At 71.5% G+C, this 26,789-nt stretch carries 29 protein-coding genes; 10 read left to right on the top strand and 19 right to left on the bottom strand.

The window, feature by feature from the left end:
* Positions 1 to 70 precede the first annotated feature (70 nt).
* The gene (lnt, locus tag OOK38_RS27305) at positions 71 to 1,657 is read left to right on the top strand and encodes an apolipoprotein N-acyltransferase (protein WP_266756213.1); all 1,587 of its coding nucleotides are present in this window, start codon (positions 71 to 73) and stop codon (positions 1,655 to 1,657) included.
* On the opposite strand, the gene OOK38_RS27300 is transcribed toward lnt, so the two are convergent.
* Together OOK38_RS27300 and OOK38_RS27295 are read right to left on the bottom strand one after the other, a co-directional pair.
* Positions 1,575 to 2,486, bottom strand: coding sequence for a Gfo/Idh/MocA family protein (locus OOK38_RS27300; RefSeq protein WP_266756215.1), 912 nt, complete (start codon positions 2,484 to 2,486; stop codon positions 1,575 to 1,577). The genes lnt and OOK38_RS27300 overlap by 83 nt on opposite strands.
* An 11-nt stretch (positions 2,487 to 2,497) precedes the next feature.
* Positions 2,498 to 3,706 carry an FAD-dependent monooxygenase gene (locus OOK38_RS27295; RefSeq protein WP_266848866.1) on the bottom strand — a complete coding sequence of 403 codons (1,209 nt, stop codon included), beginning with the start codon at positions 3,704 to 3,706 and terminating at the stop codon, positions 2,498 to 2,500.
* A gap of 122 nt (positions 3,707 to 3,828) precedes the next feature.
* On the opposite strand from OOK38_RS27295, the gene OOK38_RS27290 reads away from it, so the two are divergent.
* Positions 3,829 to 4,419: a TetR/AcrR family transcriptional regulator gene (locus OOK38_RS27290; protein ID WP_266756219.1), complete on the top strand. Its 591-nt coding sequence runs from the start codon at positions 3,829 to 3,831 to the stop codon at positions 4,417 to 4,419.
* Positions 4,420 to 4,601: 182 nt separating this feature from the next.
* On the top strand, positions 4,602 to 5,072 hold the full coding sequence (locus OOK38_RS27285; RefSeq protein WP_266756221.1) for a hypothetical protein: 471 nt from the start codon (positions 4,602 to 4,604) through the stop codon (positions 5,070 to 5,072).
* Between the two features lie 139 nt (positions 5,073 to 5,211).
* Here the strand turns inward: OOK38_RS27285 and OOK38_RS27280 are convergent, their stop codons facing one another.
* From OOK38_RS27280 to OOK38_RS27250, 7 genes are all read right to left on the bottom strand, one after another.
* Positions 5,212 to 5,769: a hypothetical protein gene (locus OOK38_RS27280; protein ID WP_266765582.1), complete on the bottom strand. Its 558-nt coding sequence runs from the start codon at positions 5,767 to 5,769 to the stop codon at positions 5,212 to 5,214.
* Between the two features lie 122 nt (positions 5,770 to 5,891).
* Complete coding sequence (gene ung, locus OOK38_RS27275; RefSeq protein ID WP_266756223.1) at positions 5,892 to 6,575, bottom strand: uracil-DNA glycosylase; 684 nt, start codon at positions 6,573 to 6,575, stop codon at positions 5,892 to 5,894.
* Positions 6,576 to 6,703: 128 nt separating this feature from the next.
* On the bottom strand, positions 6,704 to 8,284 hold the full coding sequence (locus tag OOK38_RS27270; protein ID WP_266756225.1) for an ABC transporter substrate-binding protein: 1,581 nt from the start codon (positions 8,282 to 8,284) through the stop codon (positions 6,704 to 6,706).
* Positions 8,285 to 8,555: 271 nt separating this feature from the next.
* Entirely contained in the window at positions 8,556 to 9,317 is a 762-nt protein-coding gene (locus OOK38_RS27265; RefSeq protein WP_266756227.1) for an SDR family oxidoreductase, read from the bottom strand.
* A 17-nt stretch (positions 9,318 to 9,334) separates the two neighbouring features.
* Entirely contained in the window at positions 9,335 to 10,096 is a 762-nt protein-coding gene (gene fabG, locus OOK38_RS27260; protein ID WP_266756229.1) for a 3-oxoacyl-ACP reductase FabG, read from the bottom strand.
* 204 nt (positions 10,097 to 10,300) lie between these two features.
* On the bottom strand, positions 10,301 to 10,684 hold the full coding sequence (locus OOK38_RS27255) for a DUF3037 domain-containing protein (protein ID WP_266756231.1): 384 nt from the start codon (positions 10,682 to 10,684) through the stop codon (positions 10,301 to 10,303).
* Positions 10,681 to 11,454, bottom strand: a complete 774-nt coding sequence (locus OOK38_RS27250) for a HipA family kinase (protein WP_266756233.1) — start codon at positions 11,452 to 11,454, stop codon at positions 10,681 to 10,683. Before OOK38_RS27250 ends, OOK38_RS27255 begins: the two co-directional genes overlap by 4 nt.
* Before the next feature lie 185 nt (positions 11,455 to 11,639).
* Between OOK38_RS27250 and OOK38_RS27245 the strand changes: the two genes are divergently transcribed.
* Positions 11,640 to 12,089: a Rieske (2Fe-2S) protein gene (locus tag OOK38_RS27245; protein ID WP_266756235.1), complete on the top strand. Its 450-nt coding sequence runs from the start codon at positions 11,640 to 11,642 to the stop codon at positions 12,087 to 12,089.
* A gap of 12 nt (positions 12,090 to 12,101) precedes the next feature.
* Here OOK38_RS27245 and OOK38_RS27240 read toward each other — a convergent pair whose 3' ends face one another.
* The gene (locus OOK38_RS27240; protein WP_266756237.1) at positions 12,102 to 12,740 is read right to left on the bottom strand and encodes a cysteine hydrolase; all 639 of its coding nucleotides are present in this window, start codon (positions 12,738 to 12,740) and stop codon (positions 12,102 to 12,104) included.
* Between the two features lie 181 nt (positions 12,741 to 12,921).
* On the opposite strand from OOK38_RS27240, the gene OOK38_RS27235 reads away from it, so the two are divergent.
* On the top strand, positions 12,922 to 13,389 hold the full coding sequence (locus OOK38_RS27235) for a pyridoxamine 5'-phosphate oxidase family protein (protein ID WP_081223215.1): 468 nt from the start codon (positions 12,922 to 12,924) through the stop codon (positions 13,387 to 13,389).
* A gap of 22 nt (positions 13,390 to 13,411) precedes the next feature.
* On the opposite strand, the gene OOK38_RS27230 is transcribed toward OOK38_RS27235, so the two are convergent.
* A complete protein-coding gene (locus OOK38_RS27230) occupies positions 13,412 to 14,314 on the bottom strand; it encodes a LysR family transcriptional regulator (protein WP_266756239.1) in 903 nt (300 codons plus the stop codon).
* A 75-nt stretch (positions 14,315 to 14,389) separates the two neighbouring features.
* Between OOK38_RS27230 and OOK38_RS27225 the strand changes: the two genes are divergently transcribed.
* On the top strand, positions 14,390 to 15,325 hold the full coding sequence (locus OOK38_RS27225) for a DMT family transporter (protein WP_266756241.1): 936 nt from the start codon (positions 14,390 to 14,392) through the stop codon (positions 15,323 to 15,325).
* A gap of 175 nt (positions 15,326 to 15,500) precedes the next feature.
* On the opposite strand, the gene OOK38_RS27220 is transcribed toward OOK38_RS27225, so the two are convergent.
* Positions 15,501 to 16,832, bottom strand: coding sequence for an aminotransferase class I/II-fold pyridoxal phosphate-dependent enzyme (locus OOK38_RS27220; protein WP_266756243.1), 1,332 nt, complete (start codon positions 16,830 to 16,832; stop codon positions 15,501 to 15,503).
* 35 nt (positions 16,833 to 16,867) lie between these two features.
* On the opposite strand from OOK38_RS27220, the gene OOK38_RS27215 reads away from it, so the two are divergent.
* Complete coding sequence (locus OOK38_RS27215; RefSeq protein ID WP_266756245.1) at positions 16,868 to 17,557, top strand: pyridoxamine 5'-phosphate oxidase family protein; 690 nt, start codon at positions 16,868 to 16,870, stop codon at positions 17,555 to 17,557.
* A 226-nt stretch (positions 17,558 to 17,783) separates the two neighbouring features.
* Here the strand turns inward: OOK38_RS27215 and OOK38_RS27210 are convergent, their stop codons facing one another.
* The 3 genes from OOK38_RS27210 to OOK38_RS27200 all read right to left on the bottom strand — a co-directional run bounded on the left by OOK38_RS27210 (position 17,784) and on the right by OOK38_RS27200 (position 20,715).
* Positions 17,784 to 18,755 (bottom strand): DMT family transporter, encoded by a 972-nt coding sequence (locus OOK38_RS27210; protein WP_266756246.1) that lies wholly within the window; start codon positions 18,753 to 18,755, stop codon positions 17,784 to 17,786.
* A 204-nt stretch (positions 18,756 to 18,959) separates the two neighbouring features.
* Positions 18,960 to 19,970, bottom strand: a complete 1,011-nt coding sequence (locus OOK38_RS27205) for a DMT family transporter (protein WP_266756247.1) — start codon at positions 19,968 to 19,970, stop codon at positions 18,960 to 18,962.
* Positions 19,971 to 20,166: 196 nt separating this feature from the next.
* Positions 20,167 to 20,715, bottom strand: coding sequence for a Clp protease N-terminal domain-containing protein (locus tag OOK38_RS27200; protein ID WP_266756248.1), 549 nt, complete (start codon positions 20,713 to 20,715; stop codon positions 20,167 to 20,169).
* 310 nt (positions 20,716 to 21,025) lie between these two features.
* On the opposite strand from OOK38_RS27200, the gene OOK38_RS27195 reads away from it, so the two are divergent.
* Positions 21,026 to 21,454: an SRPBCC family protein gene (locus OOK38_RS27195; protein ID WP_266756249.1), complete on the top strand. Its 429-nt coding sequence runs from the start codon at positions 21,026 to 21,028 to the stop codon at positions 21,452 to 21,454.
* A gap of 108 nt (positions 21,455 to 21,562) precedes the next feature.
* On the opposite strand, the gene OOK38_RS27190 is transcribed toward OOK38_RS27195, so the two are convergent.
* A complete protein-coding gene (locus tag OOK38_RS27190) occupies positions 21,563 to 22,213 on the bottom strand; it encodes a PadR family transcriptional regulator (RefSeq protein WP_266756251.1) in 651 nt (216 codons plus the stop codon).
* Positions 22,214 to 22,468: 255 nt separating this feature from the next.
* On the opposite strand from OOK38_RS27190, the gene OOK38_RS27185 reads away from it, so the two are divergent.
* A complete protein-coding gene (locus tag OOK38_RS27185) occupies positions 22,469 to 22,978 on the top strand; it encodes a DUF2199 domain-containing protein (RefSeq protein WP_266848864.1) in 510 nt (169 codons plus the stop codon).
* A 132-nt stretch (positions 22,979 to 23,110) separates the two neighbouring features.
* Here the strand turns inward: OOK38_RS27185 and OOK38_RS27180 are convergent, their stop codons facing one another.
* From OOK38_RS27180 to OOK38_RS27170, 3 genes are all read right to left on the bottom strand, one after another.
* Positions 23,111 to 23,848: an alpha/beta hydrolase gene (locus OOK38_RS27180; protein ID WP_266756255.1), complete on the bottom strand. Its 738-nt coding sequence runs from the start codon at positions 23,846 to 23,848 to the stop codon at positions 23,111 to 23,113.
* Positions 23,849 to 24,226: 378 nt separating this feature from the next.
* Entirely contained in the window at positions 24,227 to 25,099 is an 873-nt protein-coding gene (locus OOK38_RS27175) for an RNA polymerase sigma-70 factor (protein WP_266756257.1), read from the bottom strand.
* Entirely contained in the window at positions 25,096 to 25,674 is a 579-nt protein-coding gene (locus OOK38_RS27170; protein WP_266756259.1) for a carboxymuconolactone decarboxylase family protein, read from the bottom strand. The genes OOK38_RS27175 and OOK38_RS27170 overlap by 4 nt, the downstream gene beginning before the upstream one ends.
* Before the next feature lie 260 nt (positions 25,675 to 25,934).
* Between OOK38_RS27170 and OOK38_RS27165 the strand changes: the two genes are divergently transcribed.
* Positions 25,935 to 26,744 (top strand): PhzF family phenazine biosynthesis protein, encoded by an 810-nt coding sequence (locus OOK38_RS27165; RefSeq protein WP_266756260.1) that lies wholly within the window; start codon positions 25,935 to 25,937, stop codon positions 26,742 to 26,744.
* Positions 26,745 to 26,789 lie beyond the last annotated feature (45 nt).

The following is a 26,789-nucleotide window of genomic DNA, read 5'->3' as shown; positions in this document are numbered from 1 at the left end:
CTCATTGCCCCCTGTCGGAGATCGCCGCCGACGCGCACACTGGAGGGACCACCGGGGAGGGAGGCGAAGGATGAAGAGGCCCGACGCTTGGTTCGGCCGATGGCTGGACTCCCCTTGGCGGCGCGGCCTCGTCGCCGCGCTGGCGGGTGCGCTGCCCATGCTCGCCTTCCCCGCGCCGTCCTGGTGGTGGTTCGCGTACATCGCGCTCGTGCCCTGGATCCTGCTGGCCCGCTCGGCTCCCACGGGCCGGCGTGCCGCGTACGACGGCTGGCTCGGCGGACTCGGTTTCATGCTGGCCGTGCACCACTGGCTGCTGCCGAGCCTGCATGTCTTCACGGTGGTCATAGCGGCGCTGCTCGGCGCTCTGTGGGCCCCCTGGGGCTGGCTCGTCCGGCGGTTCCTGGCGGGTGTGCCGTCAACGGGCCAGGTCGGCGCCGCCCTCCTCGTCCTGCCGTCGGGCTGGCTGATGGTGGAACTCGCCCGGTCCTGGCAGGGCCTGGGCGGTCCGTGGGGTCTGCTGGGATCGAGCCAGTGGCAGGTGGAGCCCGCGCTGCGGCTGGCCTCGGTCGGCGGGGTGTGGCTGCTCAGCTTCCTGGTGGTGGCGGTCAACGTCGCGGTCGCCGTGCTGGTCTCGGTGCGTGAGTCCCGTATGCCCGCCGTGGCCGGACTGGTCGCGACGGCCGCCGCGACCTCGGCGGCGTGGGTGTGGTCGCCGCGCCCGGATGTCGACGGCCGGGTACGGATCGCCGTCGTGCAGCCCGGTGTCGTGGACGGCAGCGCGAGTGGCGACAAGCGGTTCGCGCGCGAGGAGTCGCTCACCCGGGAACTCGCGGGCCGGGGCGCCGACCTGGTCGTCTGGGGCGAGAGCAGCGTCGGATTCGACCTGGCCGACCGGCCCGATCTGGCGCACCGCGTCGCGGCGTTGTCCCGGGAGGTCGGCGCCGACATCCTGGTGAACGTCGACGCGCGCCGCTCCGACCGGCCCGGCATCTACAAGAGCTCGGTCCTGGTGGGGCCGCAGGGTCCGACCGGCGACCGCTACGACAAGATGCGGCTGGTCCCGTTCGGCGAGTACGTTCCCGCGCGTTCCCTGCTCGGCTGGGCCACCTCCGTGGGCAAGGCGGCCGGCGAGGACCGTATGCGGGGCACCGAGCAGGTGGTGATGAACGCCGGACACGGGCTGCGCGTCGGACCGATGGTCTGCTTCGAGACGGCGTTCCCCGACATGAGCCGCCACCTCGCCCAGGACGGCGCCGAGGTGCTGCTGGCCCAGTCCTCGACGTCGAGTTTCCAGCACAGCTGGGCGCCCGAGCAGCATGCCTCGCTCGCCGCGCTGCGCGCCGCCGAGACGGGCCGCCCCATGGTGCACGCGACGCTCACCGGCGTCTCCGCCGTCTACGGCCCGAGCGGTGAGCGCATCGGGTCCTGGCTCGGCACCCGTGCGAGCGGGGCGACGGTGTACGAGGTGCCGGTGGCCCGGGGTGTCACGCCGTACGTCCGGTTCGGCGACTGGCCGGTGCACGCGGCCCTGCTGGTGCTGGCGGCGCTGTGCGTGACGGAGGGCGCGCGGGCGTTCAGGCTGCGGCGGACTGCTCCTGAACGGCTCGTACCACCCGCTCGCACAGCTCATGAGTCGCCAGCGCGTCCCGGGCGCTGAGCACCTTCCCCGCGCGCACGGCGTCGAGGAACGCGAGGACCACCTGTTCGATGCCGCGTTGTCTGGCCACCGGCACCCAGTCCCCGCGCCGTCGCACGGTCGGCTGCCCCTTGTGGTCGATCACCTCGGCGAGGTTGACCACCTGTCGCTTGGTGTCCTGGCCCGAGACCTCGAGGATCTCCTCGTTCGAGCCGCTCAGCCGGTTCATCACACCGAGTGCCGTGAATCCGTCTCCGGCGAGCTGGAGCACGACATGGTGCAGCAGCCCGTCCTCGGTGCGGGCGCGCACCGTGACGTCGTCGACCGGACCGGGCACCAGGAAGCGCAGGGTGTCGACGACGTGGATGAAGTCGTCGAGGACCATCGTGCGGGGTTCCTCGGGCAGCCCTATGCGGTTCTTCTGCATGAGGATCAGCTCGCGCGGGTGCTCGACGCACTGCGCGTATCCGGGCGCGTGACGCCGGTTGAATCCGACCGCGAGACTGACGTTCCGCTCCTCCGCCAGACGTACCAGCCGCTCCGATTCGGCCAGCTCGTAGGCGAGCGGCTTGTCGACGTACGTCGGTACGCCCGCCTCCAGCAGGCGCGTGACGATCTCGGGGTGGGCGACGGTGGCCGCGTGCACGAACGCCGCGTCGAGGTCCTGTGCCAGCAGGTCCGCCAGGTCGGTGTGGCGCTGCGTCGGCGGCAGATGAAGGCTGTCGGCGACCCGGTCGAGCGTGGCGGGCGTCCGGGTCTGCAGATGCAGTTCGACCCCGGGCTGCACACCGAGCACCGGCAGGTACGCCTTCTGCGCGATGTCGCCGAGTCCGATGCAGCCGACCTTCACGGAGATCTCCTTCAGTTGCCGACGCGGGTCCCGTCGGAAGCATACGGCCGCTGCGGCGGGCGCCAGTCGGCGATTCCGTCGAAGCTCCGCAGGAAGAGCGCGGGCCCCGCCTTGGACAAGGCCGTGATCGCCGTGTTGCGCAGGGCGATGCCGGCGCGGTTGTCCATCATGTTCATCCGGGCCACCTGGAGGGCCTTTCGGGCGATGGCTGCCGTGCGGGGTCCCCGGTCCGCCGAGTAGGCAGCCAGGTCGGCGCTCCCTGCCGGTTCGGCGTGGTGAGCCAGCACGATCGCGTCCTCGATGGCCTGGTTCCCGCCCTGCCCGAGGGTCGGCGCCATGGCGTGGGCGGCGTCGCCGAGCAGGGCGGCCCGCCCGCGATGGAAGGCGGGCAGCGGTTCGGCGATGTGGTGGACGTCGTGACGCAGTACGTCCGCGGGGGCGGCGGCACGGATCAGCGCCGGGATCGGCTCGTGCCAGTCGCCGAAGCGGCGCAGCAGTTCCTGTCGTTCGTCGTCGGCGGCCCGTTCACCGGCGGGGGCGAGGGCAGCCCCGTACGCGTAGATCCGGCCGTCCTTGAGCGGCTGCGTTCCCCAGATCCGGCGCCTGCCCCAGGTTTCGTGCGCCGCGAAGGGCAGCTCCGGCGCAGGCGTCACGATCCGCCAGGTGGTGAAGCCGGAGTACACGGGCCCGGGGTGCGTGGGGAAGAGCGTCCGGCGTACGGCGGACCGGATGCCGTCGGCGCCGACGACCAGCTCGGCCTCCAGATCGCCGTCCGGTGTGCGGACGAGGGCAGGGCGCGTTCGTGTGCCGGGGTCGACCAGGGTCGCCGCGACCGCCATGCGGACAGTCCCCTCCGGGAGCCGGGCGGCCAGCTTGTCGATGAGCGTGGCCCGGTGCAGCACCACGAGGGGGCCGCCGAAACGTTCGGCGAGGGCGGCGGAGTCGATCCGGGACACCCAGCGGCCCTTCGGGGTGCGCATGCCGCCGTCGCCCTGCCAGGCGGCGAGCTCCCGGACGGCGTCGCCCGCTCCGATCACGTCGAGCGCGCGCAGCGCGTTGGGAGCCAGCGAGATTCCGGCGCCGACCGGCGCGAGCGATGGTGAGCGCTCGAGGACGGTGACCCGCCAGCCACGCAGGTGGAGGGCCACCGCCGCGGTGAGGCCTCCAATGCCGCCTCCGACGACGACGGCGCGCGCTGCCGCCGGCTGTGCCTGTGCCATGACTCCTCCTCGGCCCCCGGCCGTCGCGGGTGCGCGACGGCCGCTCCACCCCCTCACTACAGCTGTAGTGAAGGAACGCCTTGACCGTACTACAGATGTAGTGAGCGGGGTAGGTTGGCTCCATGCCCGTACGCAACCCCGGTACGTCCCGCGCCGAGCTCATCGCCGACACCGCCCTCGGTCTGCTCGCCGAACGCGGGATGCGCGGTCTGACCCACCGCGCGGTCGACGAGACGGCGGGACTTCCCCAGGGCTCGACCTCGAACCACGCGCGTACCCGGCTCGCCCTGCTGGAGGCCGCGGTACGCAGGCTCGCGGAGCGCGAGGCGCAGGTGCTGACGCTCGACGAGATGCCTGATCCGAGCGGCGGACCCGATGCCCTCGCCCATGGTCTCGCCCTGGCACTGCACCGGTACCTGACCCGTCATCGCGAGCTGTGCGTCGCCCGCTACGAGCTCGCCCTCGAGGCGACCCGGCGCCCCGAGCTGCGGGAGTTCTTCGACGCGGCCGGGCAACGCTTCCGGGATCCAGTGACCGCGCTCGTCACGGCGGGCGGCTCGAACGATCCCGCGCGGCACGCCCTGTCGCTGGCCGCGTGGTGCGACGGGCTGATGTTCTCGTGCGTGGCCGGGTCGTTCCACGATTCGGTGCCGGGCCTGGACGCACTGCGGGAAAGCCTGGGAGAGCTGTTGAGGGGGATGCTGGCGCCCTGAGGCACCGGCAGGCGCCGCGGTCGTCCGGGGCTCCGGTCCCGCCCCGGAGGAACCCGCGCACCCCGGCGGCGGGTCAGCTCGCCGGTCTCCGCGTCCGCCGGAGGAGCGGAAGGATCACTCGTGCGGGGCATCCTGGGCTTCTCCGCTCCCCAAAGCGGCCCGGAACCAGCAGAGTTGTGTGGGTGTATCGAACGACGACGACCGCAACGCTCCTGGTCACCGTGGCAGTCACCGCCCTCTCCGGCTGTATGACCGTCCAGCCGGTGCCCGCCTCCGGCTCTCCTTCCGCACCGTCCGGGACCGGCGTGCCCCGTCCGGACAGCAAGGCGGGGCCTCAGATCGTGCAGGCGCCGGCGCGGGAGGCACTGGAGCGCGTCGGCCCTTCATGGAAGCCCTCACCCGACGAGGCGGCCCGGCACCGGGCGACTCCCCCGCCCCAGGCACCGCAGGCCGTGGCTCCCGCGCCCCCTCCGCAGCGCTCCCGCCCGGCCCCGCATACCGAGCCGCGGCATCCGAAACCCCGCGTCGCCCGCCCGCCCGGCACCTCCGACCTGCCGAAGAGGTCTGATCTCTGCGCCCTCGGCAGGAAGTACGGGGGCTGGACGGCGGACAGCCCGGAGGCGGTCATCTGCGCAAAGACGTACGGACACTGACGCAGCCCGCCGCACCCTGTCCGGACCGCGGGCCAGGACGCGGGCCCGGTCGCGGGCCAGGCCAGCCAGCCGGTCGGTCGGTCGGTGAGACACCCCGGAGAGGCGGCCTTCGAGGCCACGCGCCGGGGCGGGACAGGGTTCAGGGCCGCTGTCTGGGCGGTCCCAGTGTCTCGCCGCCGGGGCCGCCGAAACGGTCGGGTCCGCCGGTCTCCGCCGGGGTGCCGGTGTCCTCGAGGCGAAGCTCCAGGCGGCCGATCGCCGCGCGGACGCCGTCCCCGTACCGGTCGTCCCCGAGGACGCCGACCGCGCCACGGGCCCGGCGCAGATGAGTACGGGCGGCCTCCGAGCGGCCGAGCTTCACATAGTCGGCGGCCAGGTTCAGATGAAGCGAGGGGTAGATCGCGCGGACGGCGAGGGACTGGTGGCGTTCGGCGATCCGGTCGCCGGTGAGCTCCTCGGCCGCCGCCAGGGCCCGCAGATCCCAGGCGAGTTCGTCAGCGGGGTCGTCCTGGGTGTCGGCCATGTAGTGCGCCAGCGTGCAGCGGTGGAGGGCGTCGCCGCCTTCGCCGATCTCACCCCACAGGTGCAGGAAGCGGCCGCGGGCCTCCTCGCGGTCACCGGCGTGGTGCAGCATGACGGCCTGTCCGATCCGGGTCATCATGGCGTCCGGCGCCGCCTGCTCCTGTTGCTCCGCCACCGCGTCCTCCAGGCTCGTCACTGTCCTTCACGACGCTAGCCGGAGCCACTGGCAATCCCGCTCAGGCGCCCCCGTACGCCGCTGGGCCAGGCCGGTGACGGTCCTGGCCAGCGGCTCGGCGGTCAGCCCAGGTCCGGGATGCGCCAGTCGATCGGCTCATGGCCCTGGGCGGCCACGGCCTCATCGATCTGCGTGAAGGGACGCGAGCCGAAGAACTTCTTCGCGGACAGCGGTGAGGGGTGTGCCCCCTTCACCACCACGTGCCGCTCCTCGTCGATCAGCGGGAGCTTCTTCTGCGCGTAGTTGCCCCACAGCACGAAGACCGCGGGGTCGGGGCGGTCGGCCACCGCGCGGATGACCGCGTCCGTGAACTTCTCCCAGCCCTTGCCCTTGTGCGAGTTCGCCTCGCCGGAGCGGACGGTCAGCACCGCGTTGAGCAGCAGCACGCCCTGCTCGGCCCACGGCATCAGATAGCCGTTGTCCGGGATCGGGGTGCCCAGCTCCTCCTTCATCTCCTTGTAGATGTTCCGCAGCGACGGCGGCGTCTTCACGCCCGGACGGACCGAGAAGCACAGGCCGTGCCCCTGGCCCTCGCCGTGGTACGGGTCCTGACCGAGGACGAGCACCTTCACCCGGTCGTACGGGGTGGCGTCGAGCGCGGCGAAGACCTCCTCCCGCGGCGGATAGACGGGACCCTTCGCCCGCTCCTCCTCGACGAACTCGGTGAGTTCCTTGAAGTAGGGCTGCTGCAGCTCCTCACCCAGGACGCCGCGCCAGGATTCGGGCAGCATGGCGATATCGGTCACGTCAACTTCCTTCGATGTGCGGTGACTTCCAGACCACAGAACCTACCGTCGCCCACTGACAATCGGTTCCCGTCACCCGCGTCACCGACCGGTTGCCCTGTTCTGCGGGCAACCGGTCCCCGGGTCCGCTACCAGCTGGTCTTACGGTCCAGCTCCCACATCGTCATGATCGTCGACGGGTCGAGCGCCCGCTCGGCGCCCGAGATCTCCCCGTTCGCGGCCACGTACTGCCTGCCCTGCCACAGAGGCAGCAGCCGGGCGTCGTCGACCAGGATCTGCTGGGCCTCCTCGAACTCCTTGACCACCGCCGCCCGGTCGCTGACGCCGCGCGACTCGGGCAGCAGGTCGTCGGTGATCCGCGAGGCCGGATAAGGCGTACCGAGCGCGTTCTGCTGACCGACGAAGGGCGCGATGAAGTTCTCGGCGTCCGGGAAGTCGGGGAACCAGCCTCGGCCGAACACCGGGTACTCCCCGTCGCGGTAGCCCGCTTCGTAGGTCTTCCAGGGGCGGCTCTTGAGCGTGACGGTGAACAGGCCGGAGCCTTCGAGCTGGCTCTTGAGTTCGCGGAACTCCGGGGCCGTCTCGGAGCCGTAGCGGTCCGTGGTGTACCAGAGGGTGAGCGGGACACGCTCGTTGATGCCCGCGTCCCGCAGGATCTTGCGGGCCTTGGGCGCGCTCGGCCTGCCGTAGTCGTCGAAGTAGACGGTGGTGTGCCCGATCAGGCCGGCGGGGACCATCGAGTAGAGCGGGTCGACGGTGCCCTTGTAGACCTTGTGCGTGATGGCCGGCCGGTCGACGATCTGGGCGATCGCCTGGCGGACCGCGAGCTTCCCGGCCCACTTGTCCTTCGGGTTGAAGACCAGGTAACTGATCTCGGTGCCCGTGCCGTCGATGAGCTGGAGTTCCGACTTGGAGCCTCGCCCCCGGAGGGCGACGATGTCCGCGGCGGCGAGGCCGCGGTAGGTGACGTCGATCTTCTTGTCCCTCAGGGCCTTCACCATCTGGGCCGAGCTCGGGAAGTAACGGATCGTGACCGCGTTGTTCTTGCGCTCGGCGAAGCCGTCGTAGTGATCGTTCCTGACGAGTTCGGCCTGCTGGCCCTCCTTGTAGGACCGCAGGCTGTAGGGCCCGGAGCCGAAGACCTTGTTGTCCTTGCGCAGGGCGTCGGCGGGGTAGTCGTCGGGGTCGACGATCGACATCGCCGGCGTGGCCAGGACGAACGGGAACGTGGCGTCCGGCTTGTTGAGGTGGAAGACGACTTCGCGCTCGCTCAGCGCCTGGACCCGGTCGAGGCTGCCGAGCAGGCCGGCGGGGCCTCCGCGTACACCGATCTTCCTGATCCGGTCGATGGAGTGCTTGACCGCCCGGGCGTCGAGGGGGTCCCCGTCGGAGAACTTCATGTCCGGACGCAGCACACAGCGGTAGGTCCGATTGGATCCGTCCGTGAACCCGCAGCTCTTGGCGGCGTCGGGCTTCGGGGTGACCGAGCCGGTGGGATAGCCCAGCAGCGTCTGGTAGATGTTGCGGAACAACTCCCACGAGCCGTCCCAGGAGGCGGCCGGGTCCAGCGTGCTGGGGGCACTGGTGGTGCCCACCACGATCGGTCCCTCGTCGTCGGACGATCCCGAGGAGAGAACGCCGCACCCGGCCACCAAGGTTATGGACGTGACCGCCGCAAGCTGTCGAAGACACCGGTTCCGGTTGAACACGCGCACGCTCCTCGATCTGCCGTACCAAGGGTCGGCAGACCATACCGCAGTGCCCCGCCGGGGGAACCATGTTCCCGGCAGGGCACTTGATCAGCACATTTGTGACTACGTTGTCAGAGCTCTGTGAATCCGCCGAATCGCCGGATACCGGACTTCTCGCTCCTCGAAGCGGACACCGATTCCGTCAACTCCCGACAAGATGCCGGCCGGTTGCCCGCGCGCGCGGGGCGCAGGGCCCCGGCGCGCGGACAGCGTCCGCACGGACGTCGTGTCACTCGACTCCGGCGTTGAGGAAGATCCCGCCGTCGACCACGAGCGTCTGACCGGTGACCCAGTCCGACTGCTGCGAGGTGAGGAACGCGGCGGCGCCGCCGATGTCGGAGGGCACGCCGAGCCGGCCGAGCGGGTAGGCCGCGGCGGCCTCCGCCTCACGGCCCTCGTACAGCGCGGCCGCGAACTTCGTCTTCACCACGGCGGGCGCGATCGCGTTGACCCGGACCTTGGGCGCGAACTCGTGCGCCAGCTGCACGGTCAGGTTGATCATCGCGGCCTTGCTGACGCCGTACGCGCCGATGAACGGCGAGGGGGCGAGGCCTGCCACGGAGGCGATGTTGACGATCGCGCCGCCGTTCTCGCTCTGCCAGGCCTTCCAGGTCTGCTGGGCGAAGCCGAGCGCGGAGACGACGTTGGTCTCGAAGACCTTGCGCGCCACATTGAGGTCCAGCTCGGCCATCGGCCCGAACACCGGGTTCGTACCGGCGTTGTTGACCAGGAAGTCGATGCGCCCGAAGGCCTCCATGGTGCGCTCCACGGCGACGGCCTGGTGGGCCTCGTCGTGGGCCTTGCCGGCCACACCGATGACGCGGTCGGCGCCGAGCGTCTCGACGGCCTCCTTGAGGGCGTCCTCGTTGCGGCCGGTGATGCAGACGCGGTCGCCGCGGGCCACGAGGGCCTCCGCGACGCCGTAGCCGATGCCGCGGCTCGCGCCCGTGATGAGCGCGACCTTGCCCGAGAGTTCGGGGAGAGTGGTCATGTGCTTTTCCCCCGGCCCTAGTTGAGCGGTCCGCCGGCGACGTACAGCACCTGGCCGGAGACGAATCCGGCGGCCTCGCCGGTGAAGAACGCGATGCTGTTGGCGATGTCGTCGGGGTTGCCGACTCGCTGCACGGGGATCTGGGTCGCGGCCGCGGCCTGGAAGTCGTCGAAGTCCATCCCGACGCGGGCGGCGGTGGCGGCGGTCATGTCGGTGACGATGAAGCCGGGCGCCACGGCGTTCGCGGTGACGCCGAACTTGCCGAGCTCGATGGCCAGGGTCTTGGTGAGGCCCTGGAGACCGGCCTTGGCCGTGGAGTAGTTGGCCTGGCCGCGGTTGCCCAGCGCCGAGGAGGAGGACAGGTTGACGATGCGGCCGAACTTGGCCTCCACCATGTACTTCTGGACGGCCTTCGCCATCAGGAACGCACCGCGCAGGTGCACGTTCATGACGGTGTCCCAGTCGGACGCGCTCATCTTGAACAGCAGGTTGTCACGGAGGACACCCGCGTTGTTCACCAGGATGGTCGGCGCGCCGAGCTCCTCGGCGATCCGCGCGACGGCGGCCTCCACCTGGGCCTCGTCGGAGACGTCGCAGCCGACGGCGATGGCCTTGCCACCGGCGGAGGTGATCTTCTCCACGGTGTCCTTGCACGCGGCCTCGTCGAGGTCGATCACCGCGACGGCGCGGCCCTCCGCGGCCAGACGTACGGCGGTCGCGGCGCCGATGCCGCGCGCGGCACCGGTGACTACGGCGACGCGCTGCTCAGTGGTGGACATTGCTGGTTCTCCTCGCCCTTGGAAAAGCCGGCCCAAGCCCGGCCAAGCTGTCTCGACAACCTTGCGGCGCCTTCGGTGGTCCCGAAAGACCTGCGGCTCATACGGTACGCCCATCCAGTGAGCGACCGCTTAGTACCTTCAGCAGACGTGACGCTAGAAGCCCTGGCACTCGGTGTCAACGGCACACCGCGCGCGTGTGATCCATTACCTGACCAGCAACTGGAGCAACCGGTCGGCCTCGGCGCGCGGATCGGCGGTCAGGCCGGTGTGCACGGGACCCGGCTGAACCACCGTCGAACGCGGCGCGATCAGCCAGCGAAATCGCCGTCCGGCGTCGTCGCCCGCCGCTTGACCAGCGGCTTTTCCTCCGGTGCAGACACCTTCGACCGCGCGCAGCGCGGCCCTTACGCCCACCACGTCCGCGTCCGGGTCGAGCGCGAACAGCTTGTTCTCGTCCAGATGGGTGCGCGCCGCGACGAAGGAGTGGGCCCGGCAGTACACCAGCACCCCCGCGTTGAAGCACTCGCCGCGCTCGACCCGCGGCACCACGCGCAGCAGCGCGTACTCGAAGACGTCCCGCTCGCTCACTTGTCCCCCTCAAAGCCGTCGATGCCCTTGATCCGCTCGTGGATGACGCCGGCGCGCGCCAGGAGCGGCCGTGCGTAGGCGCGCCGCAGCGCGTCCGGCGAGTCGAAGCCGGGCTCGTCCACCAGCCATGCCTCGGGGATCTCCGCGGTGACCTCGGCGAGCAGGTCCTCGGTGACCAGCGGGGCCAGCTCGGCGGCGGCCGAGGCGATGTCCGGGCCGAAGGGCGTGAGCGCGTGGTCGGAGACGTCGTACGGCTTGGCGGCGGAGGCCTCCGCGCCGGGCCAGTGGTGGTGCCAGATCATCGTGGCGCCGTGGTCGATGAGCCACAGGTCGCCGTGCCACATCAGCAGGTTGGGGTTGCGCCAGGACCGGTCGACGTTGTTGACCAGGGCGTCGAACCAGACGATCCGGCCGGCCTCCTCGGCGCTCACCTCGAAGGCGAGCGGGTCGAACCCGATGGCGCGGGAGAGGAAGTCCATCCCGAGGTTGGGGCCGCCGCTCGACTTCAGCAGCTCCTGGACCTCCTGGTCCGGTTCGGCGAGCCCGAGGACCGGGTCGAGGCCGATCGTCACCAGGCCCGGCACCCGCAGGCCGAGCCGCCGGGCGAGTTCGCCGCAGACGACCTCCGCGACGAGTGTCTTGCGCCCCTGTCCCGCGCCGGTGAACTTCATGACGTACGTCCCGAGGTCGTCGGCCTCGACGAGTCCCGGCAGCGAGCCGCCCTCACGCAGCGGCGTGATGTAGCGGGTGGCGTTCACTTCCTTGAGCATCGCCCCAGGTTACTGGGGTGGTCCCGCCCGGCGGACGCTGCCCGGGAGCGGTCCGCGGATCGCGGCGGCTCTCCTGTCGGGACGCTGTCGATCCGGTCAAGAAGTCTCCATCCCCTGAACAGCGTGCGGGGCGGGACCGTACTTCTGGGCAGATCCACATCTCGCCCGTTGAAGGGAAAGCCAGCATGACCAGCGAATCGCTTCACCCCGCACCGGCACCGGCCCGGCGCACCGTCGTGGCGGCGGTCGGCGCGGCGGGGCTCGCCGTCGCGCTGAGCGCGTGCGGGGCGGACGACAATGCCTCCGACACCGTGGGCTCCGACAACGGCGCGGCCGGGAACGCGGGCGGCACGGAACTCGCCAAGACCTCCGACATCCCGGAGGGCGGCGGCAAGGTCTTCGCCGACCAGGGCGTCGTGGTGACCCAGCCGACGGCGGGCACCTTCAAGGCCTTCTCGTCCAAGTGCACCCATATGGGCTGTGCGGTCAAGGGCATCGCGAACGGTGTCATCAACTGCCCCTGCCACCACAGCGAGTTCTCCGCCACCGACGGCAGTGTGAAGAAGGGGCCGGCGACGAGCGCGCTGGCCGCCAAGACCATCACCGTCGAAGGCGACTCGATCATGCTCGCCTGACCGCCCGCGATGTCAGGGGCGGCGCCGCTTGAAGCAGGCGAGCACGTCGTCGGTGGTCGTGATCGTGGCGACCAGCGCGAGCGTGTTCCTGATCATGGCGGGGGTGTACTCGGAGGGGACCCCCGCGACGGCGTCCGCGGGCACGACGACGGTGTAGCCGCGGTTCACGGCGTCGAACACGGCGTTGGGGATGGCGATGTTGGCCGAGACTCCGGTCACGACGAGGGTGCGGCAGCCCAGGTTGCGCAGCAGCGGGTCGACGTCGGTGCCCGCGATCGGCGACAGACCGTGCAGCCGGCGTACGACGAAGTCCTCCTCGGCGACCTCGATGGGCGGCGCGATCCGTACCGCCGTCGAACCGGTCAACTGCTGCACGGGCAACCGCTCTGCGGCCCGGAACAGCCGGGCGTTGCGGTTCGCGCCGCGACCGTCGGGGCGGCGCTCGGCGACCGCGTGGATCACCTGCACCCCGCTCTCGTGCGCGGCGTCGACCAGCCGGGCGACACGGGCGAGCGCTCCGGAGGACCGTGCCTCCTTGGCGAGTTCCGGTAGCGCGCTGTCCAGGCCCACGACACCCTGTTGGCATTCCACGGTCAGCAGCACCGTGCCGACGGGGTCGAGGAGTTCACTGAGTTGTTCGAACGACGGCATGACTCTCCTTGTCGTCGCGGGTCGGGGCGGGCGAGCGTAACGACCATTGCGTGAGGACGGAAGACGCCTCATGCTTTTCTGACGGAACGTCAGAATACTTCGGCGGGCCCGGGGCGGGCCGCCGGCGGAGCTCGGCACGGACAGGGCCGACACACAGAAGAAGAGAAGAAGAGGGGACCGTATGGCCGTCACTCAGCGCAGAGGCCGGAAGATCATGATGACTCCCGGTGAACTGGACGAGTTCCTCACCACCCAGCGCACCTGCCGTGTCGCCTCCGTGTCGAAGGACGGAGTCCCGCATGTGAGTGCCCTCTGGTTCACCTGGGACGGCACCTCGCTGTGGTTGTACTCGGTGGTGCGCAGCAAGCGCTGGGTGCAGCTGCGCAACGACCCGCGGGTCGCGGTGGTGATCGACTCCGGCGAGGAGTACGGGGAGCTGCGGGGCGTCGAGCTGTCCGGCACGGTGGAGTTCGTGGGCGAGTTCCCGCGCACGGGCGAACTGTGCGCCGAACTCGACGTCCCGGAGACGCTGTTCGCCCGCAAGAACTTCGGCCTGGAGGAGATGCCGCACGACGGCCGGCACGCCTGGATGCGGCTGACTCCGGACGCGATCGCCTCGTGGGACTTCCGCAAGCTCCCTCCGATGTAGCCGAACCACCCTTCAGCGGGGCCTACTTGACGGCCTCACCGGCTCTGCGCAAGGCGTCCACCGCCGCCCTGATCGAGGGTCGGCGGTCGGCGTCGGCCCGCCACACGACGTACACATGGCGGCGCACACGCTGATGCACCGGCACCGTGACAACCCCCTCGGGCATCGGATGGCGCCCGAGGAGCGGGGCCACGCACACGCCGAGGCCGGCTGCGACCAGTGCGAGCTGGGTGTGCGTCTCCGCGGCGCGGTGCCCGATGCGCGGTTCGACGCCCTTGGAGCGCAGGGTGAACATCAGCCACTCGTGGCAGAACTCGCCCTCGGCCCAGGTGATCCACTCGTCGTCGGCGAAGTCCCCGAGATCCACCTCGTCGCGGCCCGCGAGCCGATGGCCGACGGGCATGGCCACATCGGCCGGGTCGTCGAGGATCGACGCCTTCACCAGGCCGTCGGGCAGCGGCATCGGCTTGTTGTGCCAGTCGAGCACGACCGCCAGGTCCAGGTCCCCGCGCACCACCCCCGCGACTCCGGCCTCCGGTTCCAGCTCGCTTGAGCGCACACGCAGTCCCGGGTGGTCTGCGCGCAGCGCGGCGAGCGCCGCCGGGAACAGTCCGCGCGCCGCGGTCGGGAACGCGGAGAGCCGCAGCTCACCGACCACCTGACCGCGCTGCGCCTCCAGATCGGACTGCGCGAGCTCGACCTGGGACAGGATGCGCGCCGCGTGCTCGGCGAGCAGCCGCCCGGCGTCGGTCAGGCGCACCCCCCGGCCGTTCTTGGCGAGCAGCTGCTGCCCCACCTCGCGCTCCAGCTTCGCCATCTGCTGGGACACGGCCGACGTGGTCACGTGCAGCCCCTCGGCCGCGCCGCTCACCGAGCCGTGCCGTGCGAGGGCGTCGAGGGTGCGCAGGCGCTCCAGATTCAACATGTAAGCAATGCTACGAGATAACGCTCGGAAATTCTCGCTTGTGCTAAGAGATCGTTCTGCTTCATTGTTGGCCCCATGAGCACCGTCGCCACTCCTCGACCCGTCACGCCGACCGGCGTCGCACCCCGCCGCCGCACCGCCCTCGACTGGCGTATCCGCTTCGGCGTCCTCTCGCTGATCTGGGGCTTCAGTTTTCTGCTCATCAAGGTCGGCACGGAGGGCTACGCGCCGTTCCAGGTCACCTTCGGGCGGCTGCTGTTCGGGACCGCGGTGCTCGCGGCGGCGATGGCGGTGAAGCGGGAGCGGCTGCCGCGCGGGGCACGGACGTGGGGACACCTCACCGTCGCGGCCCTCCTGCTGAACGCGCTGCCGTTCTCCCTCTTCGCCTACTCCGAGCTGACCATCCCCTCCACGCTCGCGGGCATCTGCAACGCGACGTCGCCGCTGTGGGGCATGGCCCTCTCCCTGGTCGCCCTCTCCGAGGACCGGCCGACCCGGCGCAGAGTCGCCGGTCTCGGCATCGGCTTCCTCGGCGTCCTGACGGTCCTCGGTGTCTGGCAGGGCTTCCACGGCCTGGACGCCACGGGCACGGCGATGGCCCTGCTCGCCTCGCTCAGCTATCCGATCGGGTGGATCTACGTCCGCCGGACACTGGCCGGCACCGGCCACTCGCATCTGTCGATGACCGGCGCCCAGCTGCTCCTGGCCACCGCCCAACTGGCTCTCGTCACGCCGCTGTTCACCACGCTGCCCCGCCACTTCGCGGTGGTGCCGCTGCTCGCGGTCGTGGCCCTGGGAGCCCTCGGCACCGGTCTGGCCATGCTCCTCCAGTACGGCATCGTCGCCGAGGTCGGCCCGACGACGGCCCAGATGGTCACGTACTTCATCCCGGTGATCGCCACCGCTGCCGGTGTCGCGATCCTCGGCGAGTCGCTGGCCTGGTCGACGCCGGTCGGCGCGGTGATCGTCCTCGCGGGCGCGGCCCTCACCCAGGCGAGGCCGCGCCGCTGACGCCCGCGGCGCCGGCCGTCGGCGCCTCCACGGCACCCGCGCGCGGGCCCCACGACACCGGGTGTACGGGCCTGACGACACCGGGTGTACGGGCCTCACTACACCGGCCGTCCGCGCCCCCGGGCACCCGCCGTCCGGCCCCTACGGCACCGGCACCGGCACCGGCACCGGCACCTCAGACGTAGCGGCGTGCGGGTGCCGGTCCCACGGCGGACGCGACGGCGTCCGCGAGCGGCTCGATGTCCTCGGACCGAAGCGTCGAGACGGTGATCCGGACGCCCGGCGGCGAGCCCATCCGGAAGCGTGCCCCGGGCGCGACCGCCCAGCCCGCATGCAGCAGCCGGGCGACCGCCCCGGTCTCGTCCGGGACGGGGATCCAGACGTTCATCCCGCTGCGCCCGTGCGCCTCCACGCCGCGCGCCTTCAGGGCGCCGATCAGCGCGTCGCGGCGCCGCCCGTACGAGGCCGCCACGGCCCCGGCGTCGACCGTGCCGGACGTCCACAGGTGGACCACGGCCTTCTGCAGCAGGCGGCTCACCCAGCCGGGCCCGAGCCGCTGCCGCCCGTGCACGCGGTCGACGGTGACGGGGTCGCCGGTGAGCACGGCGAGCCGCAGGTCGGGCCCGTACGCCTTGGCGACGGAGCGCACGAAGGCCCAGCTGTGCGTGACCCCGGCGAGGGAGTACAGGGGCAGGTCGACGATCCGGTGGCCGTGGTCGTCCTCGATGAGCAGCGTCTCCGGGTGCTCCCCGAGCACGGAACGCAGGGCACGCGCGCGCGGGGCGGTGATCGCGGCGCCGGTGGGATTCTGCGCCCGGTCCGTGACGATCAGGGCCCGCGCCCCGGCGGTCAGCGCACGTCGCACGTCGTCGGGAAGGGGACCCTCGTCATCGACGCCGACACCGACCGTGCGCAGCCCGAGCGCCGGGGCGAGGTCGAGCAGGCTGCCCCAGCCGGGATCCTCGACGGCCACCGCGTCGCCGGGTTTGAGGTGCGCCATCAGCACGCGCTCGATGGCGTCGAGCGATCCAGAGGTCACGACCACGGGCCCCGCGGGCACCCCGTCCGCGTCGAGACCGGAGCGCGCGAGTCGCCCCAGCTCCGGTTCGACGGCGTCCTCCCCGTACTGCACGGGATGGCGGTCGGACTGCCGGGCCGCCGCCGCGAAGGCCTCGGCGAGGGCGGGCAGCAGGGCGGGGTCGGGATTGCCGTCGGCCACGTCCCGCACACCCTCGGGGACGTCGACGCGAAGGTGATCGCGCCCCGTGGTGGCCGGCTTCGGGCGGACCCGGCTGCCCCGCCGGCCCGCGGTCTCGATGACCCCGCGCTCGCGCAGCGTGCGATAGGCGGCCGCGACCGTGTTCGCGTTGACCCCGAGCTCTTCGGCCAACTCCCGCATCGGCGGCAGCGTTTGACCCGGCTCCAGCTCACCCGACCCCACCGCCCGCTCGACACTGGCGGCGATGTCGGCTGCGCGACGGCCTTCGATCCGATACTCTCCTAGCACAAAAGAGATTATGCACTAGTGCAATGGAGAAGGCAATGCCGGAGACGAGCACCCAGCCGAGGACGACGCAGTCCGCTGCCTACACCCCGACCGACCGCACCGTCCCCACCCGCTCCAAGGAGCGCGCCGCGTACGACCACGAGCTGGTGCACGCGATACTCGACGAGGGGTACGTCTGCCACCTCGGCTTCGTCCGCGACGGCGCGCCGGTCGTCCTGCCCACGCTGTACGCACGGGTGGGCGAGCGGCTCTACGTGCACGGCTCGACGGGTTCGCGCCCGCTGCGGATGACCGGCCAGGCCGATCCCGGGCTGGCCGTCTGCCTCACCGTGACCCACGTCGACGGACTGGTACTGGCCCGCTCGGCCTTCCACCACTCGATCAACTACCGCTCCGTGGTGGTGCACGGCATCGCCCACCAGGTGACCGACCCCGACGAGCGGCGCGTGGCGCTGGACGCGCTGGTCGACCACGTCGTCCCCGGCCGCTCGGGCGACTCCCGCCCCGCCAACGCCAAGGAACTCGCGGCCACCGCCGTGATCCGCCTGGATCTGGACGAGGTCTCCGCCAAGCTGCGCAGCGGCGGCCCGAACGACGAGCCCGAGGACCTCTCCCTCCCCCACTGGACCGGCGTGCTCCCGCTGACGAAGGGGTACGGCGCCCCGGTCCCGGCGGACGACCTGGCGCCGGGCATCGAAGTGCCCGGCTACCTGACCGCCCTGTGACCAGGCGAGCTGTCCGGGACATCGACCGGTGAGGGGCGGGTGCGGACCCACACGGTCCCGCACCCGCCCCGCACAGAAGCACACCGGCCGCGCCCCGGCCGGCACCTCGGAGGGCACCGGCCTCTGCGCGCGCCCGGGAGGCCCGTAGGAACACCGGCCCTCCCGGGCCCGCACCCGACGCCCTGGACGGGCACCGGCCCCCGCCCGGACCGGTGCCCGTCCGTCCTCACACGAGCGCCGCCTCCTTCTCGGGGGCCGAGCGCCGTTCGGCCCCCGCGGCGCGCGTCTCGGCCACCGCGAGTCCCGCGACCGAGCCGAGCATCAGCAGGGTGCCGGCGAGCGTCGGCAGGGTGAGCCGCTCACCGAGCAGAGCGACGGCGAGCACGGCCGCGCTGACCGGCTCCAGGAGCATGATCACGGACACGGTCGCGGAGCGGACGACGGCGGCACCGGCGAAGAAGAGGGCATAGGCCAGCGCCGTGGGGACGGCGGCGATGTACGCCAGCAGGGCCAGCACCTGGGCAGGTTGCGCGGCATGCGGGACCAGCCCCTCGGCGAGCCCGAACGGCAGCAGGCAGACGGTGGTGACGGCGAACGTCCACACCGTCGTACCGCCCCCGTCGAAGCGACCGTCGCGCCCCCACCACCGGGTGAGCAGCGTCATCGCGGAGTATCCGGCCGCGGAGAGGACCGCGAGCGCGACACCCCAGGGGCGCACCGCGGCACCCTCGCCGCCCAGCACCAGCACCCCGAGCCCGGTCAGCGCTCCGACGACGGCGACGCTCCCGCCGCGGCCGAGCCGCTCCCCCAGGGCCAGGCGGGCGCCCAGCGCGATGAGCACGGGCCCGGCGCCCAGCGTCACGACGGTCGCCACCGCCAGGCCGGTCGCCTCGACGGCGGCGAAGTAGGCGGTCTGGAAGACAGCCAGCCCGAGGCCGGTCAGACCGATCCGCAGCGCCTTGCGGCGGAGCGGCTCCCGCACGGCGGAGCGGTCGGCGGTCCGGCCCGGGCGCAGGCGTACGGCGAGCAGCAGGGCGAGTCCGCCCGCACAGCGCCAGAAGGAAAGGGCGATCGGCCCCATGTCACTGGCCCGGTAGACCAGCGACGCGGCGGCGCCCGCGGTGCCCCAGGCGGCACCGGCGACGATCAGATAGAGCAGGCCTCGCCCGACGGGCAGGCCGACAGCATGGTTCGACACGTGTTCTCTCCGCAGATCCGCAGAAGGTCAGGAAGGGACCACGTCGCAGCCCGTGCCATGACGGCGGGGGCGTACGGAAAGGTCCTCGGACTTCTTCTGCGGGCAGCGCCGTTCCGCCCGGCACGGGGCCGGGCCGGGATTCCGGTGTGCCCGCCTCAGGCGGCCGGAGGCGGAAGAACGAGCGTCGTCGGCATGATCAGCACCTTAGACGGCCGTTCCGCGGGCCGCCAACTCCCTTTCGGCGTCGCCCGGCCCACTCGCGACCGGCTCCTGCGAGGGCTTCGCCGGGGCCGACGACTGCGCGATGAACGCGCCGAGCAGGACCACCGCGCCGCCGACGATCTGCGGCGCCGAGAGGTGCTCGCCCAGCATGACCCAGGCCAGGACGGTGGCGATCACCGCTTCGAGGCAGGCCACGACGCCCGCGACCTGCGGGGAGAGCCTGCGCACGGAGAGGACCCCGGTGACGTACGCGACGACGGTGGCGATGAGCACGATCCAGCCGAGGAGCAGCGAGGCGAGCACGGAGGTCCCGTTCATGTCCGCGCTGCCGCCGAGGACGGACCAGTCCATGGTCCAGGGGCGCGCGACCGCGGTCAGCACGAGGGTGCCGACGAGCAGCCCGTACGCGATCACGCCCAGCGGGTCGGGTGCCTCGTCCCCCGCGTCGCTGCCCTGGTCGGACAGCACGAAGTAGCCGACCTGGCAGCAGGCGGCGCCCAGCGCGAGCAGGAGCCCGACGAGGTCGAAGCTCAGTCCCGACCACACCTCCACCACGCAGGCGAGTCCGCCGACGGCGAGGACGACGCCGAGGGCCGCGGCACGCGTCACCGGCCGGCGCTGCACGAAGCGCACCCAGCCGAGCACCAGCGCGGGGGCGAGGTACTCCACGAGCAGGGCGACACCGACGGGGATGCGGGAGATCGAGGCGAAGTAGAAGGCCTGGACTCCGGCCACGCCTAGCAGTCCGAACCCGGCGAGCAGCGCGGGGCGCCGCTTGACCAGCGCCCGGTGCCGCACGGCCAGCGGCAGCATGACGAGGGCGGCGCCCGCGACCCGCAGCCACACCACGTGGAGCGGGTCGAGCCCGGCCTCGATCATCGGCTTGGCCGCGACACCCGAACCACCGAAGGCGACCGCCGACACGAGCGCCAGGCTCAGGCCGACGCCCCTTCCGCGGTTCCCCTGACTCCCCTGAGACGTATGCACGGGCACATGATGACAGGCGACGACATGACCGTCACCCCCGATGACACCTGTCTCAACGACTGGACGCCGGCACCCGGTCGCACCGACGACCCGCCGGACCCCACCGACCGCACCGGCGGACAACGGCGACCGGCTACCGAGCCCCCGCCTCGGCGCCCGTTTCTCCGCCCGCTTCTCCGCCCGCCTCCGCGCCCGCCGGGGCTCACCGGCCCCCGTCGCCCCGGCCCACCGGCTCCTCGCAGCCGCTCTCGATCCGCTCCAGCAGCGGCGGGAGATCGACCCCCGCCCGCCCGAGGACCTCGGCGGCCCGCGACCGGCGGTCGGCGACGAGTGCCGCGAGCAGGTCGAGACCGCGGGCCCGCTCGTCGCCGCGCAGAACAGCGCGCGCGTACGCCTCCTCCATGGCCCCCGCCGCCACCGGGGACCAGCCCGCATCGACCACCACCGGCCCGGCGCCGAAGTCCTCGACGGTGCTCTGCCAGCGCAGTCCGTAACCGATGCTGCGCTGCACGAGGTAGCCGAGCAGCCGGGCGACCTGCGCCCCGCCGTCGAAGACGGCGCGCACCTCGGGGTCGGACTCCAGCAGCGAGTGCAGCAGATGGGCCGTGTCGATCTGCCGGTCCCCGTCCCGCAGCGCTCTTCTGCGCGCGCCGGAGACCACCGAGGCCAGCTCTGCGCTGAGTCCGGCCTCGATGTCGGGGTGGTTCCGGCCGCTCTCGCGGGCGGACTGCCGGGGGATACGGGACGACACAACCCCCACCTCATCAGTCCCGGGGAGCCGGGTCATCCGCGGCGGGCAGCATCTTCACGTCCCACGCAGGTTGGGCAACCCGGTGCGGGTTCTCCTCCCTGCGGATGACTTCGCGCCGATTTCCCCCTCAAGGGCGCGCGCCGCCTTGCCCCGAGCTCCGCAGGCAACCCATGCCGCACCGAAGCTCGTCCTCCGGGGCCCTCCACAATTTCTGACGGTTCATCAGTATTGAATGTTCCACGACCTGCGACTACGTTCCGCGACACCGTAGCTGCGCCGGGCGCAGCGCCCGACACGAAGGGGTGGTCGCATGGCCGAAGTCAGCGCGGAAGCACGTATCGAGGCGCCCGCCGAGAAGATCTGGGCCCAGCTCACGGACTGGTCCGCGTACGGCGAGTGGAACGCGACGCACACCGACTTCCCGAAGGGCGGCCCGGAAAAGCTCGAAGTGGGCGGCACCTTCACGGAGAACATGAAGCTCATGGGCTTCCCGGCCGAGGTCACCTGGACCATCGACGAACTGGAGCCCGGCCGCACGCTGGCCATCCGCGGCAAGGGTCCGATGTCGGTGAACGTCACCACGCGCTACACGCTCGCCCCCGACGGCGGCGCCACGTCCGTGCGCATAGACGGGGAGTTCACGGGTGCGGCCGTCTCGCTGATGGCCGGCAAGCTCAAGGACTCGGCGACGGCCGCCCTCGACGAGTCGCTGCGCAAACTGGCCGGGCTGGTCGCCTGAGCCTCGCACGGCCGCGCGTCGCCCGAAGCGGCGCTCGGCGCTCCATATGCGGAAAGGCGCCCCGCGGAAACACTTCCACGGGGCGCCGGCAGGTACCACAGCACGCCGTCAGTCCTCGTCGGCGAGGATCAGGTACAGCTTCTTGCGGGCGTCGTTGATGACCGCCAGCGCCTTGTCGCGCTGACCCTTGCTGCCGGTCTTCCAGACCTGGCCGAAGGCCTCCATGAGGCCGAACCCGGCCTGCCGGATCTCGTGCAGCGTCTCCCAGTCGACCCCTCGCCCGGCCTCTTCCCAAGGCGCGTCGGGGCCCTCCTCGGCCGCGCTGCGGCCGGACTCGGTGAGGGCGAACAGCTTCTTGCCGCCCTCGGCCTCGCTGACGATCAGGCCCTCGTCCTCGAGCAGCTGAAGGGTCGGGTACACCGAACCCGGGCTGGGCTTCCATGCCCCGCCGCTGCGCTCGGCGATCTCCTGGATCATCTCGTAACCATGCATGGGCCGGTCCTTGAGCAGGGCGAGGATCGACGCTCGTACGTCGCCGCGCCGCGCCCTCCCCCGCGGTCCGCCCCGGCCGCCGCGCCCGCCCCAGGGACCCGGGCCGAAGCCGGGTCCACCGAAGCCGGGGCCGCCGCCGGGACCACCCGGCCCGAAGGGCCCGAAAGCCCCCCGCCGCCCCTCGAAGCCGCCCCGACCTCGATGGCCGGATCCACCGTGGTGTCCATGTCCTTGTTCGTATCCGAAGTCTTCTCCACGGGAACGCATCGCAATCACTCCATTCCATCGTTGATCGGTCGCGATGCGTCAACGATATATCGAGACTGTTCTGATGACAACCCCTTGAGAGCGACAGCCGACCTGCCTCAGCGAAGACGCACCGGTCCCACTGCGGACGACCGGCCTGTTCGTCCCGTCGACGTTTCACCGAACGGGGCCAGCGAGCCGGGCCTGGGTGACGGCACCAGGCGCTGTTGGACGGGCCGGACAAACCCCTGTGCGGGTGCTCGCTAGGCTCGCGCCATGACCAGCGATCTCGGTTTCACGTGCTCATGCTGCGGCGACCACCACGCGGAGCTCCCCATGAGCTACTCGACCATGGCCCCTGACGTCTGGGATCCCCGCTTCGAGAGTGATCCGGACAGCATGCTGTCGTCTGACCAGTGCGTGATCAGGGGCCGGCACTTCTTCATCAGGGGGCTGATCGAGATACCTGTGATCGGCAGCCAGGACGTCTTCTCCTGGGGTGTCTGGGTCTCTCTGAGCAAGGAGAATTTCGCCCGCGCCCTCGAGGTGTGGAACACGGAGGGCCGCGAGGCCGAGAGGCCGTACTTCGGCTGGCTCAGCACCGAGCTCGCGCTCTATTCCGAGGGCACCACCGACCTGAAGACCAACGCCCACACGCGACCGGTCGGCAAGCGCCCCTTCATCGAGCTGGAGCCCACCGACCACCCGCTCGCCGTCGAACAGCGCACCGGGATCACGCAGGACCGCGTGCGTGAGATCGCCATGGCTGTGCTGCATCCGGCCTGAGTCACCGCGGGTCGAGGTCTGGCGGCTGTGCATCTGCCGGGCGCCGTCACCGAGGAGGGCCGGGGCCTGTCCTCGATGACGGCATCATGGCCGACGCCGCTTACCGTGTGCTGCCGGCCTGACGGCCCGGCCTCACTTCAGGTGCCGGGCGAAGAACCGGGCCCCGTCCTCCATCTCGGACCGCGGGACGCCGGTGTGCCCGCCGAGGTTGGCGTGCAGGGACTTCTCTTTGGAGCCGAAGGCGTCGAACAGGTCGAGGGCCGCCTGCCGGTCGTTCCCTTCGTCGTCCCACTGCAACAGGACCCGCAGCGGAAGGGTGACCTGGCGGGCCTCCTCGAAGATGGCGGCGGGGACGAAACTCCCGGCGAAGAAGCCGGCGACCGCGATGCGCGGCTCGACCACCGCGAGGCGGATGCCGATGGAGATCACTCCCCCCTCGAACCCGACCGGGCCGCCGATCTCCGGCAGCGAAAGAAGCGCGTCCAGGGCGGCCTGCCATTCCGGGACCGCCTTGTCGACCAGCGGGAGGACGAGGGCGTCGACGATCTCGTCGCTCACCGGCTCACCGGCCTCCATCGCCCGGCGCAGGTCGGCGCGGGCCTGCTCGGCGGCGGCCCAACGGGGCCGGTCACCGCTCCCGGGGAGCTCGATGGTGGCCGCGGCCCAGCCGTACTCCGCCGCGTAGTGCCGGGCCCGCCCCGCCAGCCGGGGGTACATCTTGCGCAGTCCGAGGGGAGGGTGGCCGATCAGGATCAGCGGCGCCGGCGCGGATGCGGATGCGGGCGTCCACAGGATGCCGGGGATCTCGCCAAGGGTGAATTCGCGCTCGAGGACACCGTCATCGAGGCGCTGCTCAGAAGTGAACTGCATGGTCGTGCCTTTCGGGAGTGCTCATGTACGGCGCTCCCGGACGACCTATCGCCCGACCGTGACCCCTGAGGAGAGCACCCATGTCAATACGTTCACGGGTACCACCTCCTCGTTCTCTCGCACGGCCTCCCGGAAGTTAGCAGTGCTCGCCGTGGTCCGCCAAACGGTTTTCGCGGGGGCTCTGCTGCCGGATGCCACGGAGCCCCTCACCCCAAGGTCAAGGCCGTGTGGTCAAGGGCTTCGGGCCTTGGCCCAGGCCTGGTACAGCTGCGAGGGTGCCGCCACCATGAGCTCCGTGGTGGGCCGGGCGCGCCCCGGGCTCCCGTCCACCACGTACCTCCGCCACCCTCCTTTCCCTACGCCCGGATCAGCCGCGGTCTACCTGGCGAGTCCCGTCGGCTTGTCGAGGCTCGTCAGTTTCCGTGGGTTCCTCACCAGGTAGACCCGGGTGACCTGCCCGTTCTCCACCACGACACTCAGCGCCGTGGCGAGTTCGCCGTCGATCTCGATCCGGCCCGCGGGCGCGCCGTTGAGCCACACGAGCGTCGTCTCGATCGCGGTCGCTCCCGCCCGGCCCGCGCGCGTGAGCACCGTCGCCACCGGCCCGGACCCGTGGATCGGAGCGAGAGCGGCGGCGGCGAGCCCGCCACCGTCGGCGATCAGGACCACGTCGGGCGACATGACCTCCACCAGCTCCTGCAACCGCCCGGTGCGCAACGCCTCCAGGAACCGCTCCACCACGACCTGCTGCTCCGACCTGCTCACCCGCGTCCGAGGCCGCCGGGCCGCGACGTGCTCGCGCGCCCGCCGCCCGATCTGCCGCACCGCGGCCGGGGACTTCCCGACGGCTTCGGCGATCTCCCCGTACGGCACATCGAAGACCTCGCGGAGCACGAAGACCGCCCGCTCCGTCGGACCGAGGGTTTCCAGCACGGTCAGCACCGCGATCGAGACGCTCTCCGCGAGTTCGATGTCCTCGGCGACATCGGGGCTGGTCAAGAGCGGTTCCGGCAGCCACTCGCCGACGTAGTCCTCGCGGCTGCGCGACAACGACCGCAGCCGGTTGAGCGCTTGCCGGGTGACGACCCGGACGAGATACGCCCGCGGGTCACGCACCCGCGCGGGGTCGACGTCGGCCCACCGCAGCCAGGACTCCTGCACCACGTCCTCGGCGTCGGCCGCCGAGCCGAGCATCTCGTAGGCGACGGTGAACAGCAGGCTGCGATGCGTCACGAACGGGTTCTCCGTCACGTCGGCGACACCACGGCGGACATCCCAGGACGCGCGGCCAGCGGAATCTCGCAGGCATCGGAGAAGCCCTGCGAGGAGATCCCGTTCGCGTTGTTGTTCCTGGTCGCCATGTTGACGAAGGCGATGTACGCCGTGAGTTCGACCATCGCCGCCGGGCCGAGCCGGTCGAGCAGGCTCGCATGCAGCTCGTCGGTGACGGTCGGCGGTGTGTTCGTCATGGCCTCGGCGTATTCCAGTACGTCCCGCTCCAGCGGGGTGAACACGTCCGACTCCCGCCAGCGCGGCACCTGGCTCGCCTTGGCCAGGTCCAGGTTCTGGTTCCGAGCCTGGAAATAGCCGACGTCGAGGCACCAGTTGCAGCCCACCTGCGCCGCGACCGCCATGTGCGCGAACGACTTGAGGCTCGCGTCGGCCTCGTCCCACTCGGCCAGCCTGGCCGAGAACTCCAAGTTGGACGTGGCGACCTTCGGGCTGTGCCACACCACCTCGACCGGCTCGGGCACGGCACCGAGCCGCGCGATCATGTCTGCGCGGAGTTCGGTGGGGAGTTGGGCCTTCGGAACGCGTATCACCATGGTGTCCTCCTCGGACGTCTGCTTCCTCGGCATGAAGACACCGCCGGGCCCACGGATGTGACACCCGCCGTCACCACGACGCACGACACCCGTGCCACCGGTGCCCACCGTCCCGCTCTCGCCACCGTGCCACCCGGCCACCTTGCCGCCCTCGCCCTCTGTGCCTCCCCCGGCCCTCACCGCCCGCCCGGGCCGACAAGAGTCCAGATCCCCCGGATTGGCCTTGGCCCACGGCTTCCCGCGAGCGCTAGCTTCGGGACATGCGCATTCGTATCGTCGACGCCTTCACCGACCGTCCCTTCGCCGGCAACCCGGCCGGGGTCCTCCTCCTCGACTCCTTCCCGGACGACGCCTGGCTCCAGAACGTGGCCAGGGAGGTCAACCACGCGGAGACGGCGTTCACGCACCGTCTTCCCGACGGCGGCGAGGCCGACTGGGCGCTGCGCTGGTTCACCCCCACCACCGAGGTCGCCCTGTGCGGGCACGCGACCCTGGCGGCAGCGCACGTCCTGCTCGGCACGGGCGCCCACGAGGGCCCCGTGCGGTTCGCCACCCGCAGCGGTGTTCTCATCGCCACGCCCGACGCCGACGGCTCGATCACCCTGGACTTCCCGACCGCGCCGCTCACCCCGGTCGAGATCCCCGACGGCGTGGCCGAGGCACTCGGCGCCCAGCCGCTCACCACCCTCGACACCGGCCCGAACACCGGTGACCTGCTGGTCGAGGTCGCCGACGAGAAGACGGTCCTCGGTCTGGCGCCGGACCACAAGGCGCTCGCCCGCTACTCCGAGCGAGGCATCATCGCGACCGCCCGCGCCGAAGACCCCTCCCGGGGCTACGACTTCGTCTCCCGCTGCTTCTTCCCGAACGTCGGCATCGACGAGGACCCGGTCACCGGCAGCGCCCACACGGCGCTCGCCCCGTTCTGGTCCGAGCGCCTCGGCCGCCCCGCTCTCACCGGCCTGCAGGCCTCCCCGCGCTCCGGCCTGGTCCGCACCGAAGTGCGCGGCGACCGCACCCTCCTGACCGGGCACGCGGTCACCGTCATCGAGGGTGAACTGCTCGCGTAACAGCCTTCGGGCCTCGCGCCGCAGCACACGAAAGGGGCGTACGAG

This window comes from Streptomyces sp. NBC_00568, from assembly GCF_026341855.1.
Classification (GTDB): Bacteria; Actinomycetota; Actinomycetes; order Streptomycetales; family Streptomycetaceae; genus Streptomyces.
This window is presented reverse-complemented; position numbering and strand designations above follow the sequence as displayed.

Bases quoted from the DNA above. Each gene is read 5' to 3' on its own strand.
- lnt (WP_266756213.1), top strand. From the start codon at position 71: ATGAAGAGGCCCGACGCTTGGTTCGGCCGATGGCTGGACTCCCCTTGG.
- OOK38_RS27295 (WP_266848866.1), bottom strand. From the start codon at position 3,706: ATGGCACAGGCACAGCCGGCGGCAGCGCGCGCCGTCGTCGTCGGAGGC.
- OOK38_RS27290 (WP_266756219.1), top strand. From the start codon at position 3,829: ATGCCCGTACGCAACCCCGGTACGTCCCGCGCCGAGCTCATCGCCGAC.
- OOK38_RS27265 (WP_266756227.1), bottom strand. From the start codon at position 9,317: ATGACCACTCTCCCCGAACTCTCGGGCAAGGTCGCGCTCATCACGGGC.
- fabG (WP_266756229.1), bottom strand. From the start codon at position 10,096: ATGTCCACCACTGAGCAGCGCGTCGCCGTAGTCACCGGTGCCGCGCGC.
- OOK38_RS27250 (WP_266756233.1), bottom strand. From the start codon at position 11,454: ATGCTCAAGGAAGTGAACGCCACCCGCTACATCACGCCGCTGCGTGAG.
- OOK38_RS27245 (WP_266756235.1), top strand. From the start codon at position 11,640: ATGACCAGCGAATCGCTTCACCCCGCACCGGCACCGGCCCGGCGCACC.
- OOK38_RS27240 (WP_266756237.1), bottom strand. From the start codon at position 12,740: ATGCCGTCGTTCGAACAACTCAGTGAACTCCTCGACCCCGTCGGCACG.
- OOK38_RS27235 (WP_081223215.1), top strand. From the start codon at position 12,922: ATGGCCGTCACTCAGCGCAGAGGCCGGAAGATCATGATGACTCCCGGT.
- OOK38_RS27230 (WP_266756239.1), bottom strand. From the start codon at position 14,314: ATGTTGAATCTGGAGCGCCTGCGCACCCTCGACGCCCTCGCACGGCAC.
- OOK38_RS27225 (WP_266756241.1), top strand. From the start codon at position 14,390: ATGAGCACCGTCGCCACTCCTCGACCCGTCACGCCGACCGGCGTCGCA.
- OOK38_RS27215 (WP_266756245.1), top strand. From the start codon at position 16,868: ATGCCGGAGACGAGCACCCAGCCGAGGACGACGCAGTCCGCTGCCTAC.
- OOK38_RS27195 (WP_266756249.1), top strand. From the start codon at position 21,026: ATGGCCGAAGTCAGCGCGGAAGCACGTATCGAGGCGCCCGCCGAGAAG.
- OOK38_RS27190 (WP_266756251.1), bottom strand. From the start codon at position 22,213: ATGCGTTCCCGTGGAGAAGACTTCGGATACGAACAAGGACATGGACAC.
- OOK38_RS27185 (WP_266848864.1), top strand. From the start codon at position 22,469: ATGACCAGCGATCTCGGTTTCACGTGCTCATGCTGCGGCGACCACCAC.
- OOK38_RS27180 (WP_266756255.1), bottom strand. From the start codon at position 23,848: ATGCAGTTCACTTCTGAGCAGCGCCTCGATGACGGTGTCCTCGAGCGC.
- OOK38_RS27170 (WP_266756259.1), bottom strand. From the start codon at position 25,674: ATGGTGATACGCGTTCCGAAGGCCCAACTCCCCACCGAACTCCGCGCA.
- OOK38_RS27165 (WP_266756260.1), top strand. From the start codon at position 25,935: ATGCGCATTCGTATCGTCGACGCCTTCACCGACCGTCCCTTCGCCGGC.